General features: G+C 67.4%; 14 protein-coding genes. 9 read left to right on the forward strand and 5 right to left on the reverse strand.

The window, feature by feature from the left end; all coding sequences use genetic code 11:
• Window positions 1-30: 30 nt before the first annotated feature.
• Window positions 31-2232: a TonB-dependent receptor gene (locus ABE464_RS16740; RefSeq protein ID WP_346472847.1), complete on the reverse strand. Its 2202-nt coding sequence runs from the start codon at window positions 2230-2232 to the stop codon at window positions 31-33.
• Between the two features lie 157 nt (window positions 2233-2389).
• Here ABE464_RS16740 and ABE464_RS16745 point away from each other — a divergent pair, with 157 nt between their 5' ends.
• Complete coding sequence (locus tag ABE464_RS16745; RefSeq protein ID WP_123728724.1) at window positions 2390-2803, forward strand: MerC domain-containing protein; 414 nt, start codon at window positions 2390-2392, stop codon at window positions 2801-2803.
• Window positions 2804-2921: 118 nt separating this feature from the next.
• Window positions 2922-3104 (forward strand): 30S ribosomal protein THX, encoded by a 183-nt coding sequence (locus tag ABE464_RS16750; RefSeq protein ID WP_019184443.1) that lies wholly within the window; start codon window positions 2922-2924, stop codon window positions 3102-3104.
• Between the two features lie 81 nt (window positions 3105-3185).
• Here ABE464_RS16750 and ABE464_RS16755 read toward each other — a convergent pair whose 3' ends face one another.
• From ABE464_RS16755 to ABE464_RS16765, 3 genes are all read right to left on the reverse strand, one after another.
• A complete protein-coding gene (locus tag ABE464_RS16755) occupies window positions 3186-4448 on the reverse strand; it encodes an ectonucleotide pyrophosphatase/phosphodiesterase (protein WP_346472848.1) in 1263 nt (420 codons plus the stop codon).
• An 88-nt stretch (window positions 4449-4536) separates the two neighbouring features.
• On the reverse strand, window positions 4537-5028 hold the full coding sequence (locus ABE464_RS16760) for a methylated-DNA--[protein]-cysteine S-methyltransferase (RefSeq protein ID WP_346472849.1): 492 nt from the start codon (window positions 5026-5028) through the stop codon (window positions 4537-4539).
• Window positions 5025-6491: an AlkA N-terminal domain-containing protein gene (locus ABE464_RS16765; protein ID WP_346472850.1), complete on the reverse strand. Its 1467-nt coding sequence runs from the start codon at window positions 6489-6491 to the stop codon at window positions 5025-5027. Before ABE464_RS16765 ends, ABE464_RS16760 begins: the two co-directional genes overlap by 4 nt.
• Window positions 6492-6667: 176 nt before the next feature.
• Between ABE464_RS16765 and ABE464_RS16770 the strand changes: the two genes are divergently transcribed.
• From ABE464_RS16770 to ubiM, 4 genes are all read left to right on the forward strand, one after another.
• Window positions 6668-7810 (forward strand): hypothetical protein, encoded by a 1143-nt coding sequence (locus ABE464_RS16770; RefSeq protein ID WP_346472870.1) that lies wholly within the window; start codon window positions 6668-6670, stop codon window positions 7808-7810.
• A 62-nt stretch (window positions 7811-7872) separates the two neighbouring features.
• Window positions 7873-8418, forward strand: a complete 546-nt coding sequence (locus tag ABE464_RS16775) for a DUF4019 domain-containing protein (protein WP_346472851.1) — start codon at window positions 7873-7875, stop codon at window positions 8416-8418.
• Window positions 8419-8436: 18 nt separating this feature from the next.
• Window positions 8437-8826, forward strand: coding sequence for an MAPEG family protein (locus ABE464_RS16780; protein ID WP_346472852.1), 390 nt, complete (start codon window positions 8437-8439; stop codon window positions 8824-8826).
• An 89-nt stretch (window positions 8827-8915) separates the two neighbouring features.
• Window positions 8916-10100 carry a 5-demethoxyubiquinol-8 5-hydroxylase UbiM gene (ubiM, locus tag ABE464_RS16785; protein ID WP_346472853.1) on the forward strand — a complete coding sequence of 395 codons (1185 nt, stop codon included), beginning with the start codon at window positions 8916-8918 and terminating at the stop codon, window positions 10098-10100.
• 15 nt (window positions 10101-10115) lie between these two features.
• On the opposite strand, the gene ABE464_RS16790 is transcribed toward ubiM, so the two are convergent.
• Window positions 10116-10346 (reverse strand): RNA-binding S4 domain-containing protein, encoded by a 231-nt coding sequence (locus ABE464_RS16790; protein WP_019184435.1) that lies wholly within the window; start codon window positions 10344-10346, stop codon window positions 10116-10118.
• A 267-nt stretch (window positions 10347-10613) separates the two neighbouring features.
• Here ABE464_RS16790 and ABE464_RS16795 point away from each other — a divergent pair, with 267 nt between their 5' ends.
• The 3 genes from ABE464_RS16795 (at window position 10614) to ABE464_RS16805 (ending at window position 16907) form a co-directional block, all read left to right on the forward strand.
• Window positions 10614-12566 carry a DEAD/DEAH box helicase gene (locus ABE464_RS16795; RefSeq protein WP_346472854.1) on the forward strand — a complete coding sequence of 651 codons (1953 nt, stop codon included), beginning with the start codon at window positions 10614-10616 and terminating at the stop codon, window positions 12564-12566.
• Window positions 12567-12744: 178 nt separating this feature from the next.
• A complete protein-coding gene (locus ABE464_RS16800; protein WP_346472855.1) occupies window positions 12745-15174 on the forward strand; it encodes an EAL domain-containing protein in 2430 nt (809 codons plus the stop codon).
• 107 nt (window positions 15175-15281) lie between these two features.
• Entirely contained in the window at window positions 15282-16907 is a 1626-nt protein-coding gene (locus ABE464_RS16805) for a diguanylate cyclase (protein ID WP_346472856.1), read from the forward strand.
• Window positions 16908-16924: the final 17 nt, after the last annotated feature.

Genomic DNA, 16924 nt, shown 5'->3' on the forward strand with positions numbered 1-16924 from the left:
CTCGGGTAATGCAACCACCCAGTGAATCGATCAGAAGTACGCGCGGATGCCAAAGGCGACGCCACGGCCCGGCAGCGGGGAGTAATCGCGCAGCAGGGAGGTGTGCGGACGGACTTCACGGTTGGTCAGGTTGTTGCCGTCCAGGAAGACCTCATAGCTGTTGCTGTCGGTACGGTCCCAGCGGTAAGCGAAGTGGGCATCGACCAGGGTGTAGCCGTTGCTCGGCGCCTCGTTCTGCGCGACGTCCTTCTGGCTGCTGTAGCGCACGGCCCCCACCGAGGCGCGCCAGCCATCCTTGGACCAGCGCAGGTCCGCGCCGACACGGCCCGGGGCGATGCGCGGGAGATAGCCGGTGTTGGCCAGATCCACGGTGTAGTTGTGGTTGTGATCACCGTGCGGCACGGCGATATCGACGCTGCGGCTGCCACTGCCATCCAGTTCGGCTTTGACGTAATCGCCGAACACGCGCAGATCCCAATCGCCGGCGTTGCCTTCGAAGAGATGGAACAGGGCTTCGGCTTCGGCACCCTTGAACGTGGCGTCCTGCTGGGTCCACAGGCGCACCGGCAGCGATTCGACCACGCCGGTGTCGGCCAGGTAGATGAAGTCCTTGAACTTGGTCTGGTAGATCGAGGCGGAGAAGTCGACGCGGTCGCTGTGGGTATGGATGCCCAGTTCGATGCGCTGGCCACGCTCGGTCTTCAGGTTGGCATCACCGATTTCCAGCGAGCGCGTGGCGATGTGCGCACCGGCGGCGTAGAGCTCTTCGTTGGTCGGCGCGCGCTCGGAGCTGTCGATGCCGAAACGCAGGTCGACGGCGTCGTTGAGCGTCCAGATGCCGGCGGCGGAGAGGTTGGTGGCGTCGAACTTGCGGTCGCGGTAATCGCCGGTCGGGTCCAGCTTGACCTGGTCGTGGCGGCCACCGAGTTCCAACTTGAACGGGCCGAACTGCTTTTCCTGCAGCACGAACACGCCGATGTTCTTCGTCGCGGTATCCGGCACGAAGGCTTCCTCGCCCTTGGCACCGAAATCGCTGTTGCCGAACTGCAGGCCGAAGGCGCCGTCCCAGCCGCCGATCTGTTCCTGCACGGCTTCCAGGCGGCCTTCGATGCCGCGGTTGGTGAAACGGGTCGCCGGGGTGCCGGCTTCCAGTTCGGTGTGCTCGTAATCGGTGTAGGCGGTGCGCAGGTTGATGTTCTTCAGGAACGAGGTCGGATGGTAGATGCCGCCCTTGGCTTCGAAGCGGTTCTGCACCATGTCGATGCGGACGTCATGCTCATCGCCTTCTTCTTCGTCGCCATGGTCGTGGTCGTGATCGTGGTCATGATCATGGTCGTCATCGGCATGCACGTGCGCGCCGTTGGGAATGCCGTAGTTGGTGCGGTAGGTGCTGGCGGACACACCGAAGTAGCCCTCATCGCCCAGCCAGGTGGCACCGACGCCGCCGGCGCGGGTGCGGATCGAACTGTTGTCCAGACGGCCGCGGCGCGGTTCGTCGGTATCACCTTCCTCATGATCGTGACCGCTGTGGTCTTCCAGGCCATCGATCACTGCGTAGCCGGGGATGCGGTAGTCATCACCGTTGCGGACCAGGCCGTCGACATGCAGCACTACATTGCCGCTGACGCCGTCCAAGCGGAACATGCCGCTGCGCTCGTCGTTGACCGAATTGCCGCGCAGTTCGGCACGGCCGCTGAGCGGACGGTCCGGCAGTTCGCGGGCGATGCGGCCATCGACCACGTTGACGGCCCCGCCGATCGCGCCGCTGCCGAACAGCAGGGTGGCAGGGCCCTTGAGGACCTCGATCTGGTCTGCCAGGAACGGCTCGATGCTGGTGGCATGGTCGGCGCTGACGGTGGAGGCATCCATGTTGCCCATGCCGTTGGACAGCACTGCCACGCGCGGGCCTTCCTGGCCGCGGATGATCGGGCGGCCCACACCGGGGCCGAAGAAGGTGCTCTGCACACCGGGCAGCTTGGCCACGGTGTCGCCGAGCGTGCCGGCCTTCTGCTCGTCCAGGCGTTCACCGGCCAGCACGTCGACCGGGCGCGCCAGCGATTCCGCGTCGCCCTGCAGCGGCGAGGCGGTGACCTTCACGGTGGAGAGTTCGGTCAGGTGGCCGTCGCGATGAGTGCCGGTGGTGTCAGCAGCGATCGCCAGCGAGGGCAGCATCGCGGCGGCAAGTGCCAATGACAGGGCGTGGGGTTTGAGCAGGAGGGAGCTGGAGCGCATAGGGCAAGGGCCTTCGGTCAATTGTTACAATATATCAATGGTAGGGCGCGCGAATCCCGTAGCGGAACGGGGGAGGGCAAGTCAGGGGGAGGCAGGAGTGCGCGTCAGGATTGATGTTATATTATTCCATAACGCTTCGCCGACCCTGCTGGAAGTCATGCCCTTGTTCCCTCGCCTCCGCCATCTGATCGATCGTTTCGGTGCCACCGGCTCATTGTTGTGCGCCGTGCACTGCGCTGTACTCCCGGTGCTGCTGGCCGCTGCGCCGTCGCTGGGTCTGTCGGTCTGGATGGGCGACGGGGTGGAGCTGGCGCTGGTGAGCTTCGTCACGCTGCTGGGCCTGTTCAGCCTGGTCTGGGGCTGGCGCCGCCATGGCGCTTTGCGCGCGCTGGGCTTCCTCATTCCAGGCCTGACCGCGTTGTGGGCCGGCCTGCTGTACGGCCCGCTGCACCACTCCCCGGTGCCGCATGCCGTGGTGATGACCCTGGGCGGCGTGCTGGTCGGCGTGGCCCATCTGGTGAATCTGCGGCTGAACCATGGCCACGTCCATGACGCCAGCTGTGCTCATTGAGAGCGCGCATGGTAGGCTTTCCGATCGTGCGCGGGGGCGCCTGAGAGGGCGGCCCCGCCGAACCCGTGTCAGTACGGGGTAATCAGATTTCGCAGCATTCAGACTAAGGAGTTACGACATGGGTAAGGGTGACCGCAAGACCGCCAAGGGCAAGCGCTTCAATGCCAGCTACGGCAATTCGCGTTCGCACGTCGTGAGCAAGGCGGCCGTGGGCGCAGCTGCGCCGGTTGCCAAGAAGACCGTGACGAAGGCGCCGGCCAAGAAGGCCGTTGCCAAGAAAGCGGTGGCCAAGGCCGGCTGATCCAGCCAGGCGGGTCATGAAAAACGCGGCGCTTGCGCCGCGTTTTTTTTCGTCCGCGTTCCGGCCGACGCCAGCGCGCGCTCAGCGCAGCGCAGGCAGCAGTCGCTCGGCGTCGCCATCGTTGGCCGCAGTTGGAATCCCCAGCAGGCGGGTCAGCAGCGGGTAGACATCCACGTTGTCGAACGCAGGAACGGTCTGCCCCTGTTTGAACGCCGGGCCACGTGCCACGAACACCGCGCGCATGGACGGCAGCGCATTGTCATACCCGTGCGAGCCGCGATCGCCCGGCCCGCGTTTGGCGATGCGATCGCGGGTCAGGGCATCCCAGCCTTCGTGCATCTGGCAGATGATCGGCGGAATGCGCGGGTTGCTGCCGTACTTCCAGCGCGCCGGCAGGGTCTGGCGGGTCCAGCAGTCATAGTGGGCATGCGCGCCCAGCAGGATCTGCTCGGCCTGTGCCTGCTTGCCCGGCAAGGGGGCGAACCCGATCGACTGGCCGACCGATATCTCCCTGGCAATGGCCGGGGAGATCATGTCTTCGGTCGCCACCACCTGGCCTTCCGGCACGCTGGCCATGCCGTGATCGGACACCAGGATCACATTGGTGGCCTCGGCCAGCCCTCGTGCCTGCAGGCCGTCGAGCAGGCGACCGATGGCACTGTCGGCCAGTGCCACAGCCGCGGCGTAGTCCTGGGATTCCGGGCCGTGATTGTGGCCGGCCTTGTCCACCTGCTCCATGTACAACGTCACCAGGCGCGGCGCCTGCGGGCCGTGCTGGTCCAGCCAACCCAACACCTGATCCACGCGATCAGGCAGGGACACCGTCTCATCGTAGCCATGGATCTGGCTCGGCCGGATGCCTTGGATGGCCGCTTCGCTGCCCGGCCAGGACCATACGGCCGTGCGCACGCCGGCCTTTTCCGCACCGACCCAGATCGGCTCACCGCCCCACCAGCGTGAATCGGCGACCGACTCGCGCATGTGCAGCTGGAACTGACCCAGTGCCTCCTCGTGCATGCTGTTGTGGATGATGCCGTGGTGGTCCGGACGCAGGCCGGTCACGAGCGTGTAGTGGTTGGGGAAGGTCAGTGCCGGATAGGACGGTGTCATCCACTGCGCCCGCACCCCCTCGTGCACGAGCCGGGTGATGTTCGGCGTGATGCCACGATCAAGCATGTCCGCCCGCAGCCCGTCGATGGAGATCAGCAGCAGCTTCTGCTGCTGCGCCGGGACGCTCCGGGCTACGGTCGCAGCAGACGTGACGGGCGGGGAAGACGGTGCGGTGGCGCAGGCGGCCAGCGAGAGGGCGGCGGCAAGTGCCAGCGGAAGGCGGACGGAAATCATCGCGACATGATAGTGCGTGGCGGTGACGCGTCGAAGACAACCAATGGCACGTGCTGCTCGACACCGCCCGGGTCCTGCGCATGACCGGCTACGCGAACAGCGAATCTCGCCGTGCTTCCAGCTGCAGCAGGGCGGCCTTGGTCTCCAGTCCGCCGCCGAAGCCGGTGAGCGCACCACTGCTGCCGATCACGCGGTGGCAGGGCAGCACGATCGGCAACGGATTGCGGCCATTGGCGGCACCGACCGCGCGGCTGGCCGTCGGATGGTCGATATGCCGCGCCAGCGCGACATAGCTCCACGTCTGGCCGAACGGAATGTCGGCCAAGGCCTTCCACACGCGCAGCTGGAACGGCGTGCCGTGTGGTGCGAGCGGAAGATCGAAGTGCACGCGTTCCCCGCGCAGGTACTCCAGCAGTTGGCCGCGTGCCCCGCGCAATGCATGCGCATCGCGCTGCCAGTGCTCGCGGCCTTTCGCGTCGTACCGGTTGGTCTCGAACAGGATGTGGTGGACGCCCTGGCTGTCACCGGCCACGGTGAGCGCGCCGATCGGGCTGTCGAAGGTGTCGTAGAGCAGGCTCATGCGGTAACTCCCGAAGACGGTGTGGCCAGATGCCACAGGTGGAGAACGGCGTACGCCCGCCAAGGGCGCCACGGTTGCGAGCGGGCCTCGGTGGCGCGTTCGCTCAAGCGGGTGTCACCGCCCAGGACCTGTTGCAGGACCAGGTCGCCGGCTGGAAAGGCATCGGGCAGCGCCAAGGCGCGCAGCGCCATGTAATGCGCGGTCCACGGGCCGATGCCGGGCAGTGCCACGCAGCGTTCGACGAAACCCGTCAGCGACTGCCCGGCGCGGAAATCGAGCCGGCCGTCCACCACGGCCTGCGCGACGGCACGCACGGTGGCGGCACGGGTGCGCGGCAGCCCGATGGTTTCCAGTGGTGCCTGCGCCAGCACCTCCGGCGAGGGGAACTGGCGATCCAGGCCGTCGGGCATCCCCTCCAGGGTCGCACCGAAGCGATCCACCACGCGGCGCGCAAGTGTGGCGGCGGCTGCCACGCTGACCTGTTGGCCCAGCACCGCGCGCACGGCCACTTCAAACCCATCCCAGCCGCCGGGCACGCGCAGTCCCGGGCGTTGTGCGATGCCTTCGGCGAGCAGCGGCTCCTGGGCCAGCGTCGCGTGCACCATGCGCAGGTCCGCATCGAGATCGAAGATGCGCCGCACGCGGCGCACGATGCCGGGAATCGCACGCGGATCGACCTGGCCCAGTTGCAGCAGCAGCTCCGGGCGCCGTGGATCGGCGGTCACCCGTAGCAGCGAGGGGCGCTCGGTCGGTCCGATCACGCGCTGGTAGCTGTCCGCGTCGATCTGTTCGATGCCGGGAATCGCACGGCGGCGCAGGAAGCCGAGCATCACGGTGAAATCCAGCGGCGGCCGGTAGCCCAGGCGCAGGGTCAGCGTGCCCTCGGTCAGCGTGCCGCGCTGGCGGCGGATCGCGGTCGGGGGCATGCCGCAGCCCGCCAGAAAGGCCGCATTGAAACGGCGCAGGCTGTTGTAGCCGGAGGCCATGGCGACATCGGTGACGGGCAAGGCGGTTTCGGTCAGCAATTGCTTGGCCAGCAGCAGCCGGCGGGTAGCGTGGATCTGCGCCGGTGCCGCACCGAGCCGGGCCACGAACAGGCGCTGCAGTTGGCGGGCGCTCAAGCCGACATGCGTGGCCAGATCAGCCACCGGCTGGTCCTGTAGATAGCCATCGTGGATCAGGGCGAGCGCGCGCTGCAGCGTTTCATTGTTGAGTGCGTCCTGCGCCTCGGGGGCCAACTCGGGGCGGCAGCGCAGACAGGGACGAAAACCCGCGGCCGCGGCGGCGGCTGCGGTGGGGTAGTAGGTCACGTTGGAGGGTTTCGGTGCCGGCGCCGGGCAGACCGGCCGGCAGTAGATGCCGGTGCTGCGCACGGCGGTGAAGAACACCCCGTCAAAACGCGCATCGCGGGCAAGGCGGGCGCTTTCGCAGGCGGCGTGGTCCAGGGGCAGGGCGGTCTCCATGGGGGCCAGTCTATGCCCGGCAAGCGGGCCTGGCTCGCCATTTTCGGACGCCAATGCCAAGCCTGGGTCGCCCGGTTCAGGACAGGTTGCCGCGCCGCGCCGGTCGCGCACTAGACTGTGCATCTGCGCTGCTTTTGCCGCGTATTCCCCCTCGCAAGGATTCCGGGTTGTCCATGTTGCTCAAGTCGTGGTGGTTGCCGTTGTTGTGCCTGGGTCTGGCCGGTTGCAGCCAGCTGGAAAACCCGGGCAATGTCACTGCCGCCGACAAGGCCGTGCGGGCACAGACCGCCGATGGCGACCACATGGTCTCGATCAACGCCGCCGATGCGCCGCCACCGCCGCCGCCCGCGCCCAAGCGCGGTGATATGAACTGGCCCGAAGCAGCCCTGGAAAACGGCAAGGCGTGGATCAGCTGCGATACCGACTATGCCGGCGACGCGGGCGATGGTGCGCCGCTGGAGGCATTGGACAGGGCCAGTATCGATGCCGCACTGCAGCCCTGCGCCGAACGTGGCCTGCTGCGCGTGCGCTATGTCGGCAAGATCAATCCGGGTTTCTCCGAACTGGTTGCGCGGCTGGCCGTGGTCGCCGATGCGCAGCGCATCTCCCGCCGCATTCTGGATCTGGATTCCAGTGGTGGCCAGGTCGAAGCCGCCATCGTGGCCGGTGACCGCATCGGCGAATCCAACTGGACGATCTGGGTACGCGAAGGCTCGGTCTGCCATAGCGCCTGCGTGTTCGTGCTCGCTGCCGGCGACAACCGGTTGGTGTCGGGCAAGGTCGGCATCCACCGCATGATGCGGATCAGCTCCAAGGCGACCTCGCGCGCCGAGCTCAACCGCGAGCTCCACGAGGTCTACGACAACGTCAAGGATTACCTGCAGCGCAACGGCGTGGCCGTGGGCGTGGCGGATCTGATGATGACGGTGCCCAACCGCAGCCTGCGCCTGCTCACGGCCGAGGAACTGCGCCAGTTCGGGCTGGATGGCACCAACGCGGTGCAGGACGATCTGGAGCGGATCAAGCAGATGCGTAAATGTGGCGATGCGTTCGTGCGCCGTAAGGATGCTTTCCTGGTCGCATTCGATCAGGAGTGCAAGCGCGAAGGCAGTGAACTGGAGGCCGTCAACAGCTGTGGCCAGGCGCTGAAGCAACGCTTCGGTTTCCCGGATGAAACCTGCCCGGACGAGAGCCCGCTGTCGGAGATCGATGTCTCCACGCTGCTGCCGGATACGACAGCGCCGGGTCAGCCGGACGCCGTGGAGCAGACGCTGGGCGATGCGCGCCCGGCACCGGCCGAGGCGGCCGAGCGCAACTGACGGAGGACTCACGTGCTTCCCGTAGACTGGAACGCAGTTCCTTCCAGCCAACGGTGTCCCTGATGCGTGTTCCGCTGCTGCTGTTGTCCGCTCTGCTGCCTTTCGCCGCGCTGGCCCAGACGCCTCCGCCGCCTGCCACGCCTGCCCCGGCCCCGGCGCGCCCCGCGCCTGCTGCCGTGCCCGCCACCGCCCCTGCGGCACGCCCGGCACTGAGCCCGGCGCAGCAGGCGCAGGTACAGAAGCAGGATGCGGAGATGAGCGCGGCCGCACTGCAGGTCGCCCATCTGATCGATGCCAACCGCGCGGGCGAGGCCTGGAAAGGCGCCTCCGCCGTGGCGAAGAAATCGGTGACCGAGCAGGCCTTCGTCAGCCAGCTCACGGCCGATCGCCAGCGCCTGGGGGCCTTGGCCTCGCGTGGCCAGCCGGTGGTGACCCGGGTCAAGTACGCCGCCGGCGCGACTGTGCCGGAAGGCCTGTACATCAACGTCAGCTTCCCCACGCGCTTTGCCAACAGTGCCCAGCCGGTGCGTGAACTGGTCTCCTTCCGGTTCGATGAAGACCGTATCTGGCGGCTGGCCGGTTACAGCGTGCGTGCCGCCACCCCCTGATTGCCGGAGACTGCGCAGATGAGTATCGAAATCCAGATGCTGGTGTGGTCGATGCTGCTGGGCATCGTGCATGTGTTCGCCCCGTCCACCCTGATCACCCGTGAACGCGGGGTGGGCTGGAATGCGTCGGCGCGCGATCAGCCGATGCCGCCGCCGAGCCCGTTGGCCGGGCGCCTGCAGCGTGCGCAGAGCAACTTCATGGAAACCTTCCCGTTCTTCGCCGCGGCGGTGCTGGCGGTGGTGCTGACCCAGCGCCAGGACGGGATGACCGCTGTGGCGGTGCAGCTGTATTTCTGGGCGCGCCTGATCTATCTGCCGCTGTATGCCGCGGGCGTGCCTTACGTGCGCAGCCTGGTCTGGCTGGTCTCCCTGCTCGGAATCGTCATGCTGCTGTGGGCGCTGCTGTGAACCGCCGCTGGCACGCCTGATCCAGATCAAGGACGGTGCCGGCGCTGCGGCGCTAAGCTGCAGCGGACACGCAACGGCAGGATCGAATCATGCAGTCAGTGGATGTGGTGGTGGTAGGCGCCGGCCCGACCGGGCTGTGTTTCGCACGCGCGCTGGCCGATACGGGCCTGAGCGTCACCCTGATCGAACAGCAGCCGCGTGCGGCGTTGGCTGAGGCCGCGTTCGACGGCCGTGAGATCGCGCTGACCCATGCCTCGCGCCAGATCCTTGAATCGCTGGGCCTGTGGGCGCAGCTGGACCCGGCCGAGATTTCCCCGCTGCGCGATGCCAAGGTGATGGACGGCGGCTCGCCGTTCGCCCTGACCTTCGCCGCGCACCAGCGCACCGGTGACGACCTGGGCTGGCTGGTGCCCAACCATCTGATCCGACGCGCTGCCTGGCAGAGCGTGCAAAGCCAGGCCGGGCTGGAGATCCTGGACCAGGCCAGCGTGACCGCCGTGGCCCCCGGTGCCACCCACAGCACCGTTACCCTGGCCGACGGCCGCCAGCTGGCGGCGCGGCTGGTGGTCGCGGCTGACAGCCGCTTCTCCTCCACCCGCCGCCTGCTCGGGATCGGCGCGCAGCTGCGCGACTTCGGCAAATCCATGCTGGTCTGCCGGATGCAGATCGAAGTGCCGCACCAGCACACCGCCTGGGAGTGGTTCGGCTACGGCCGTACCATGGCCCTGTTACCGCTCAATGGCGACCAGGCTTCGGCGGTGATCACCCTGCCGCCGCGGCAGATCGCGGCCTTGATGGCCCAGGACGACACGGACTTCGGCCGCAGCATCAGCACCTTCTTCGAGCATCGGCTGGGCGCCATGCGGCCGGTAGCCACCCCGGTGGCGTACCCCCTGGTGGGGGTGTATGCCGACGCGTTCGCTGGCGATCGCTGCGCGTTGATCGGCGATGCCGCTGTCGGCATGCATCCCGTCACCGCACATGGCTTCAATCTGGGGCTGCAGAGCCAGCATCGACTGGCCGGGATTCTGCGCCAGGCGGCGGGGCAGGGGCGGGATATCGCTGCACCGGCCGACTTGGCCACTTACCAGCGCGGCCATCGGCTCGCCTCGCGCCCGCTCTACGAAGCCACCAATGCGATCGCCTCGCTGTACACCGATGACCGCCTGCCGGCGCGGTTGCTGCGCCGGGCCGGCCTGCGGTTGGCGCACGGGGTGGCCCCGTTCCGCCAGTTGATCACGGCCCATCTGACCCAGCGCGATACACTGCGCTGAGCACCGCCGGAGCGGTCAGGGCGCGTCGCTGTCGGCGATCACGTGGATGACCGTATCGGCGAACTGCACCTGCTGGCCTGCGCGGATCTTGCAGGCTTTGCGCAGCTCGACCTCGCCGTCGACCAGGACCTGGCCGTCGCCGATCACGGTTTTGGCTTCGCCCCCGCTGGTGACCAGGTCGGCCAGCTTGAGCAGCTGCTTGAGCTCGACGTAGTCGCGGTCCAGTTCAAATTCGAGGGTCTGCATGGAGCGGGTATCCTGGGAAGGGGCGCAGCGGTTGGGCCGGGCCGGAAAAGGGCGCGTATTGTGCGCCAGCAGGCGTCGCAACGGGATCCATCCCGGAATCTGTATGCGTTGTTCAGGAACGATGCGGTATCATCGCCCCCTGAGTGAGTGAATTCTCCTCCGACCGAGCAGCGCCAGGGCACGCGATAAGAAAGGGCGCCCAAAGCGCGGACCATCCCCCTTTTTTATCTCACTGCCGCGTAAAACGGCGGTGTTTCGGAGTTTCCCATGTCCCAAGATTCCACCACGCCGCTGCTGTTCGCAGATCTCGGCCTGTCCGACGCTGTGATGCAGGCCGTCGCCACCGTCGGTTACGAAACCCCCTCGCCGATCCAGGCCGCCACCATTCCGGCGATGCTGGAAGGCCGTGACGTGCTGGGCCAGGCCCAGACCGGTACCGGCAAGACCGCCGCCTTCGCGCTGCCGGTGCTGTCCAACCTCGATTTCAACCAGACCAAGCCGCAGGTGCTGGTGCTGGCACCGACCCGCGAACTGGCCATCCAGGTCGCCGAGGCGTTCCAGACCTATTCCTCCGGCATCCCCGGCTTCCGCGTGCTGCCGGTGTACGGCGGTCAACCGTATGGCCAGCAGCTGCAGGCCCTGCGCCGTGGCGTGCACGTCATCGTCGGTACCCCGGGCCGTGTGATCGATCACCTCGAGCGCGGCACCCTGGACCTGTCCGAGCTGAAGACGCTGGTGCTGGACGAAGCCGATGAAATGCTGCGCATGGGCTTCATCGACGACGTCGAAGCCGTGCTGAAGAAGCTGCCGGAGACCCGCCAGGTCGCCCTGTTCTCGGCCACCATGCCGTCGCAGATCCGCCGCATCGCGCAGACCTACCTGAAGAACCCGGCTGAAGTCACCATCGTCAGCAAGACGACGACCTCGGCCAACATCCGCCAGCGTTACTGGTGGGTGAGCGGCATGCACAAGCTGGACGCGCTGACCCGCATCCTGGAAGTGGAACCGTTCGACGCGATGATCATCTTCTCGCGCACCAAGGCCGCCACTGAAGAGCTGGCCGAGAAGCTGCAGGCACGCGGCCTGGCCGCGGCCGCCATCAACGGTGACATGCAGCAGGCCCAGCGCGAGCGCACCATCGGCATGCTGAAGGAAGGCAAGCTGGACATCCTCGTTGCCACCGACGTGGCTGCCCGTGGTCTGGACGTGGAGCGCATCAGCCACGTGCTGAACTACGACATCCCGTACGACACCGAAAGCTACGTGCACCGCATCGGCCGTACCGGCCGTGCCGGCCGCACCGGTGACGCGATCCTGTTCGCCACCCCGCGCGAGAAGGGCATGCTGCGGGCGATCGAGCGCGCCACCCGCCAGCCGATCGAAGAAATGCAGCTGCCGAGCGTGGACGCGGTCAACGACACCCGCATCACCAAGTTCATGAGCCGCATCAGCGACGCCCTCGATGCCGGTGGCACCGAGTTCTACCGCGACATGCTGCAGAAGCTGGAAGGCGAGAAGAACGTGCCGGCGATCGAGATCGCCGCCGCGCTGGCCAAGCTGCTGCAGGGCGATTCGCCGTTCCTGCTGACCCCGCCGGTCCGTGGTGCCCGTGAAGAGCGGGCCCCGCATCAGCGCAACGAGCGCAGCAACGACCGCGGCGAGCGCCCGGCCCGTTTCGAGCCGCGCTTCGAGCGTGGTCCGCGCCGTGAAGACGACCGTGGCCCGCGTCCGCCGCGCCCGGAAGGTGACTTCGGCAACAGCGATGGCGGCTTCGAGCGCGCTCCGCGCCGTGACATCGCCCCGCGCGGTGCCGCCGAGCCGGGCATGGAAACCTTCCGCATCGAAGTGGGCCATGTCCACGGCGTGAAGCCGGGCAACATCGTCGGCGCGATCGCCAACGAAGCCGGCCTGGAAAGCCGTTTCATCGGCCGCATCGACATCCATGATGACTTCTCTGTACTGGATCTGCCGGCTGAAATGCCGCAGGACCTGCTGACCCACCTGAAGAAGGTCTGGGTCTCCGGACAGCAGCTTCAGATGCGCAAGGTCGAGCCGGGTGAAGACCTGACCCCGTCCGCGCGTCCGCCGTTCAAGCCGAAGTTCGGTCAGGGCAAGCCGCGTGGCCCGGGCGGTCCCGGCGGCCCGCGCAGCGGCCCGGGCGGTAACGACCGTCCGCCGCGTCGTGACGGCTTCAAGCCGCGCGGCCCGCGCAACTTCTGATCGCCCCCGGGTGATTGCCTCAACGCCAGCCTTCGGGCTGGCGTTGTCGTTTCTGGCAGGGCATCCTGCCCCCGGGGGCGGCTTCGCGCCGTCTCAACATGGCGCGTTCTAGCCTGTGGATTGGACCGGGTCCACATGGAATGAGTTTCCACATACGCAGCCCCAGGGGGGATCGGCGATGGTTGGAAGTCGCAGGGATGTAGGCGTCACCGCAGTTCCGTATTCCACGCGGGGCCTGACCCTGCGGTTCGTGTTGTTGACCGGCATGGCAATCAGCCTGGTCGGCATTTCCGCGCTGATCCAGGAACTGCAGGCCGCGTCCACGGCCTGGATCATGGGCCAGAGCCACTGGTCACGCGGCCAACAACAGGCCACGCACGCGCTCTCGCGTTACATCACCTCCGGCGAGTCCGACGATCTGGCCGCCACACGGCAGGCGCTGCGGGTGCCCTTGGGTGATCTTTCCGCGCGACGCGCCCTTGAGCAGGCCGACCCTGACATCGCCGCGGCGCGCCAAGGCTTCATCGAGGGCGGCAACGCACGCGGCGATATCAACCGGCTGATCCTGTCCTATCGTTATCTGCGTGATCAGCCGTATTTTCGCGATGCGGTCCGCCTGTGGCGCGATACCGATGACGATCTGCTGGCGTTGGTGGACATCGCCGATCGTGTGCAGGCCGGGCATCTCGCCGGCAGCCTGACGCCCGATGTCCAGCAGGCACTGCAGCGCCGGGTGCAGGCACTGGATGTCGACATGCAGAACCAAGCCCGCGCGTTCTCGGGTGCGTTGCTGCATACCGCGGCGATGGTCCGGATGACGACGTTCATCGTCGGCGGCTTGTCGGTGCTGGCGATCACCCTGATCGCCGTGCTGCTGGCGCGGCGCGTGCGCAACGACCTCACGGAAAAGGAAGGACGGTTCCGCGCGGCGTTCTACCAGGCCACGGTAGGCATGCTCAAACTGGACGAGGAGGGCCGGATCGTCGAGGCCAACCAGGCGATGGCCGATATCCTCGACCATCGCCGTGAGGCGCTGCTCAGTCTGTCGCTGGCCGATATCCTGGTGGACGGCGAACTGGTGCTGGACGAGCACGGCCGGATCGACTGGCCGCGACAGCTGCGCCCCGGTGAGCTGCGCTTCCTGCGTGCCGACGGCAGCCTGATGTGGGGGCGCTGGAGCGGTACCGTGGTGCGCACGCGGGCACGGGCGCCGGCGGTGTTCGCGCTGGTCGAGGATGTGTCGCAGAACCACGCGCTGGCGCGCGAGGTGGAACATCACGCCAGCCACGATCCGCTCACCGGCCTGATCAACCGCCGTGAAATCGAGCGGCTGCTGGAACAGGCGCTGGTGACGGTGCGGGCAGAGGGAGGCACGCACTCGCTGTGCTACATCGACCTGGATTACTTCAAGCTGGTCAATGATGGTCTCGGCCACGCGGCGGGTGACCAGTTGCTGCGCAGCTTTGCCGACTATCTGGTGGGCGCGGTGCGCGATGGCGACTGGGTCGGGCGCCTGGGTGGGGACGAGTTCGCCTTGTTCCTGGCCAATGCCAGCCAGGACGAGGCCAAGCAGGTGCTGCAGCGGGTGGTCCGCACCCTCGGCCAGGTCGCCTTCCAGCACGGCGAGGGGGCGCCCAAGGTGAGCTGCAGCATCGGCGTGGTCGAGGTGACGCCGGACGCACCGGATGTGAACTGGCTGATGAGTGCGGCCGACAGCGCCTGCTATGCCGCCAAGGAAGCTGGACGCAATCGCGTGCATTGCTACAACGAGAGCCGCATGGCGCTGGACGAGCGCCGGCGTGAGGCGGAGCGGTTGGCGAATGTTTCCAGTGCGATCGCCGAGAACCGCATGCTGCTGTATGCCCAGCGCATCGAGCGGGTCGGCGATCCGGACTTCCTGCATTACGAGGTGCTGGTGCGCATGCGCAGCCCGGAAGGCGTACTGCAGGGGCCCGCCGAGTTCATGGGCGCAGTCGAGCGCTATGGCATGGGCATGTCATTGGACCGGCACGTGCTGTCGCTGTTGTTCCGCCATCTGCAGGTCTGCCCGGCGCATGTGCAGCAGCTTGGGCTGTGCAACGTCAATGTGTCCGCGCAGTCCATCGCAGAGCCCAGTTTCCTGGCCTTCGTCACCGATCTGCTGGAGCGCAACCGCGGCCTGGCCCGCAAGCTGTGCTTTGAGATCACCGAGACGGCTGCGGTCAGCAACATCGAGCAGGCACGCACTTTCATCGATGCGGTGAAGGCGCGTGGCTGCCGGATGGCGCTGGACGATTTCGGGTCGGGATTGTCCTCGTTCGGCTACCTGCGCCAGCTGCCCGCGGACATGCTCAAGATCGATGGCGTGTTCGTCCGGGACATGAACCTGGATCCGGTGAACCGCGCAGCAGTGCGCGCGATCACCGAGGTGGGCCGGGAGCTGCACATGATGGTGGTGGCCGAGTGGGTGGAATCGGCGGCGGTGGCCGATCAACTGGCGCAGATGGGCGTGGAAGGCCTGCAGGGGTACGCGATCGAGCGGCCGATCCCGTTGGAACGCATGACCCAGCCAGCGCTTCGGGCCGCCCGTGCCGGTATATCCCCGGATGCATGGCGTGGCACGCCATGATGCGATAATCGTGACCGACGGCGGCGGGCGGGGTGTCCACTGACGACCAAGGGCGGGGCACAGGTGTGAGCAACGGGGGCGGGTTTTCAAGCGGGGTGGTGGTGCTGATGTTGCTGCTGTGGCTGCTGCCATGGAGTACGAAGGCGGCATCGCCCACGGTGGGACAGGATTTTCTGCTGTTGGGTGGGGCCACCGATGAAGTGACGCCCCAGCGTGCCTGTGCGCCGGATGTCCTGGCCCGCCATCAGGAGGTCCTGTCGATTCCGTCGCCGCAGCAGGGCTGGTCGGGGAAGCCGCAGGCCGTGGATGTGTTTGGCGTGCTCACCGGCGAGGTCCGCATCAGCCATGGCGACCGCGAAATCTGCGGCAGCATGCACGATGCCCGCACGCGCGATTCCCGTTTCCGCGCCGGGGTCGGGCTGGTGGTGGTACCCGAGGCCGGCAACCAGGAGCCGATCGTGGTCTCCTGGACCCGACCGCTCAAACCGCGCTGGGTGCCGACCATCCAGCTGGGGGCACCGAGCCCGGTGCAGCAGAACGACACGGCACGGCTGCTGATGCGCGCCGCGTGCATCGCGGTGGCGATCGCGCTGGCACTGTCGGCATTGATGGGCTGGGTCACCACGCGCGACCGCTCGTTCCTGGTGTATGTCGGTGCGTGCGTGGTGTTCGTGCTGTGGCAGGCGGTACTGGGGGGCTTGAGCGGCTATCCCGAGCCGTGGCTGCCCGTGCACGAGCACGCCTCGTGGTGGCTGGTCGCGCTGAGCGCGTTCAGTGAAGCGCTGCTGTTGCCCATCCTGTGGCGGCTCAACGGCGGTGACCGTCGCTGGCCGCGCTCGCGCCCCGCCCAGCATGCGGTGCTGTGGGGACTGGTGGTCATGGGGCTGACCGTGCCTTTGTCGGGGCCGGACGGTCTGGCCGTGGTGTCCGAGCTGCTGGAGTGGGTCTTCATGGCCGGCTGCGTGCTGTGCCTCGGCGCGGGTGTGTGGGGCCTGTCACGGCGCGATGCATATGCGCTTCGGGGTCTGCTGGCGCTGGCACCATGGTGGATCATGATCGTGGCCGACGCGTTCAACGCACAATGGCTGGTGGCGTACCGGATCGAGGCGTTGCAGCTGTCCACCACCTGGTTCCTGATGATGGCCGCCTACGCCCTCAATCTGCGCCTGGGCCGCCTGCGCCGTCAGCGCGATGAAATGCGCCAGTTGGCCGACACCGACGTGCTGACCGGCCTGCCCAATCGTCGCGCAGGGCTGCGCCTGCTCGCGGAGTACCTGGAGCAGGCGCGCCGTGAGCCGATGCCGTTGGCGATCGGCTTTCTGGACATCGATCTGTTCAAGGACATCAACGACGAGTTCGGGCATGAGCTGGGCGATCAGGTGCTGGTGGCCGTGGCCCGCGCCCTGCGCGGGGCCGTACGCAACCAGGACAACGTGATCCGGATGGGCGGGGAGGAGTTCCTGGTGCTGCTGCCTGGGGCTGGCCACGCCGCCGCGGTTGCCCGGCTGGAGACCGTCCGCCAACAGGTCGCCACCGTCGCCAAGGGCCTTGGCATTCACGGGCTGCGGGTGTCGGCCAGCATCGGCCTGGCCGTGCTCAAGCCCGGCACGGATGACCTGGCCGGCCTGTTGCGCCGGGCCGACCACGCCATGTACTGCGCCAAGCGCAACGGGCGCAACCAGATCCATGACGGGGAACGCACCACCACGGCGGGCGATCCGTTGCCGGCCTGAAACGGCGCGTGCGAAAT

The organism is Stenotrophomonas sp. TWI587 (genome assembly GCF_039674145.1).
GTDB classification, from domain to species: domain Bacteria; phylum Pseudomonadota; class Gammaproteobacteria; order Xanthomonadales; family Xanthomonadaceae; genus Stenotrophomonas; species Stenotrophomonas maltophilia_AY.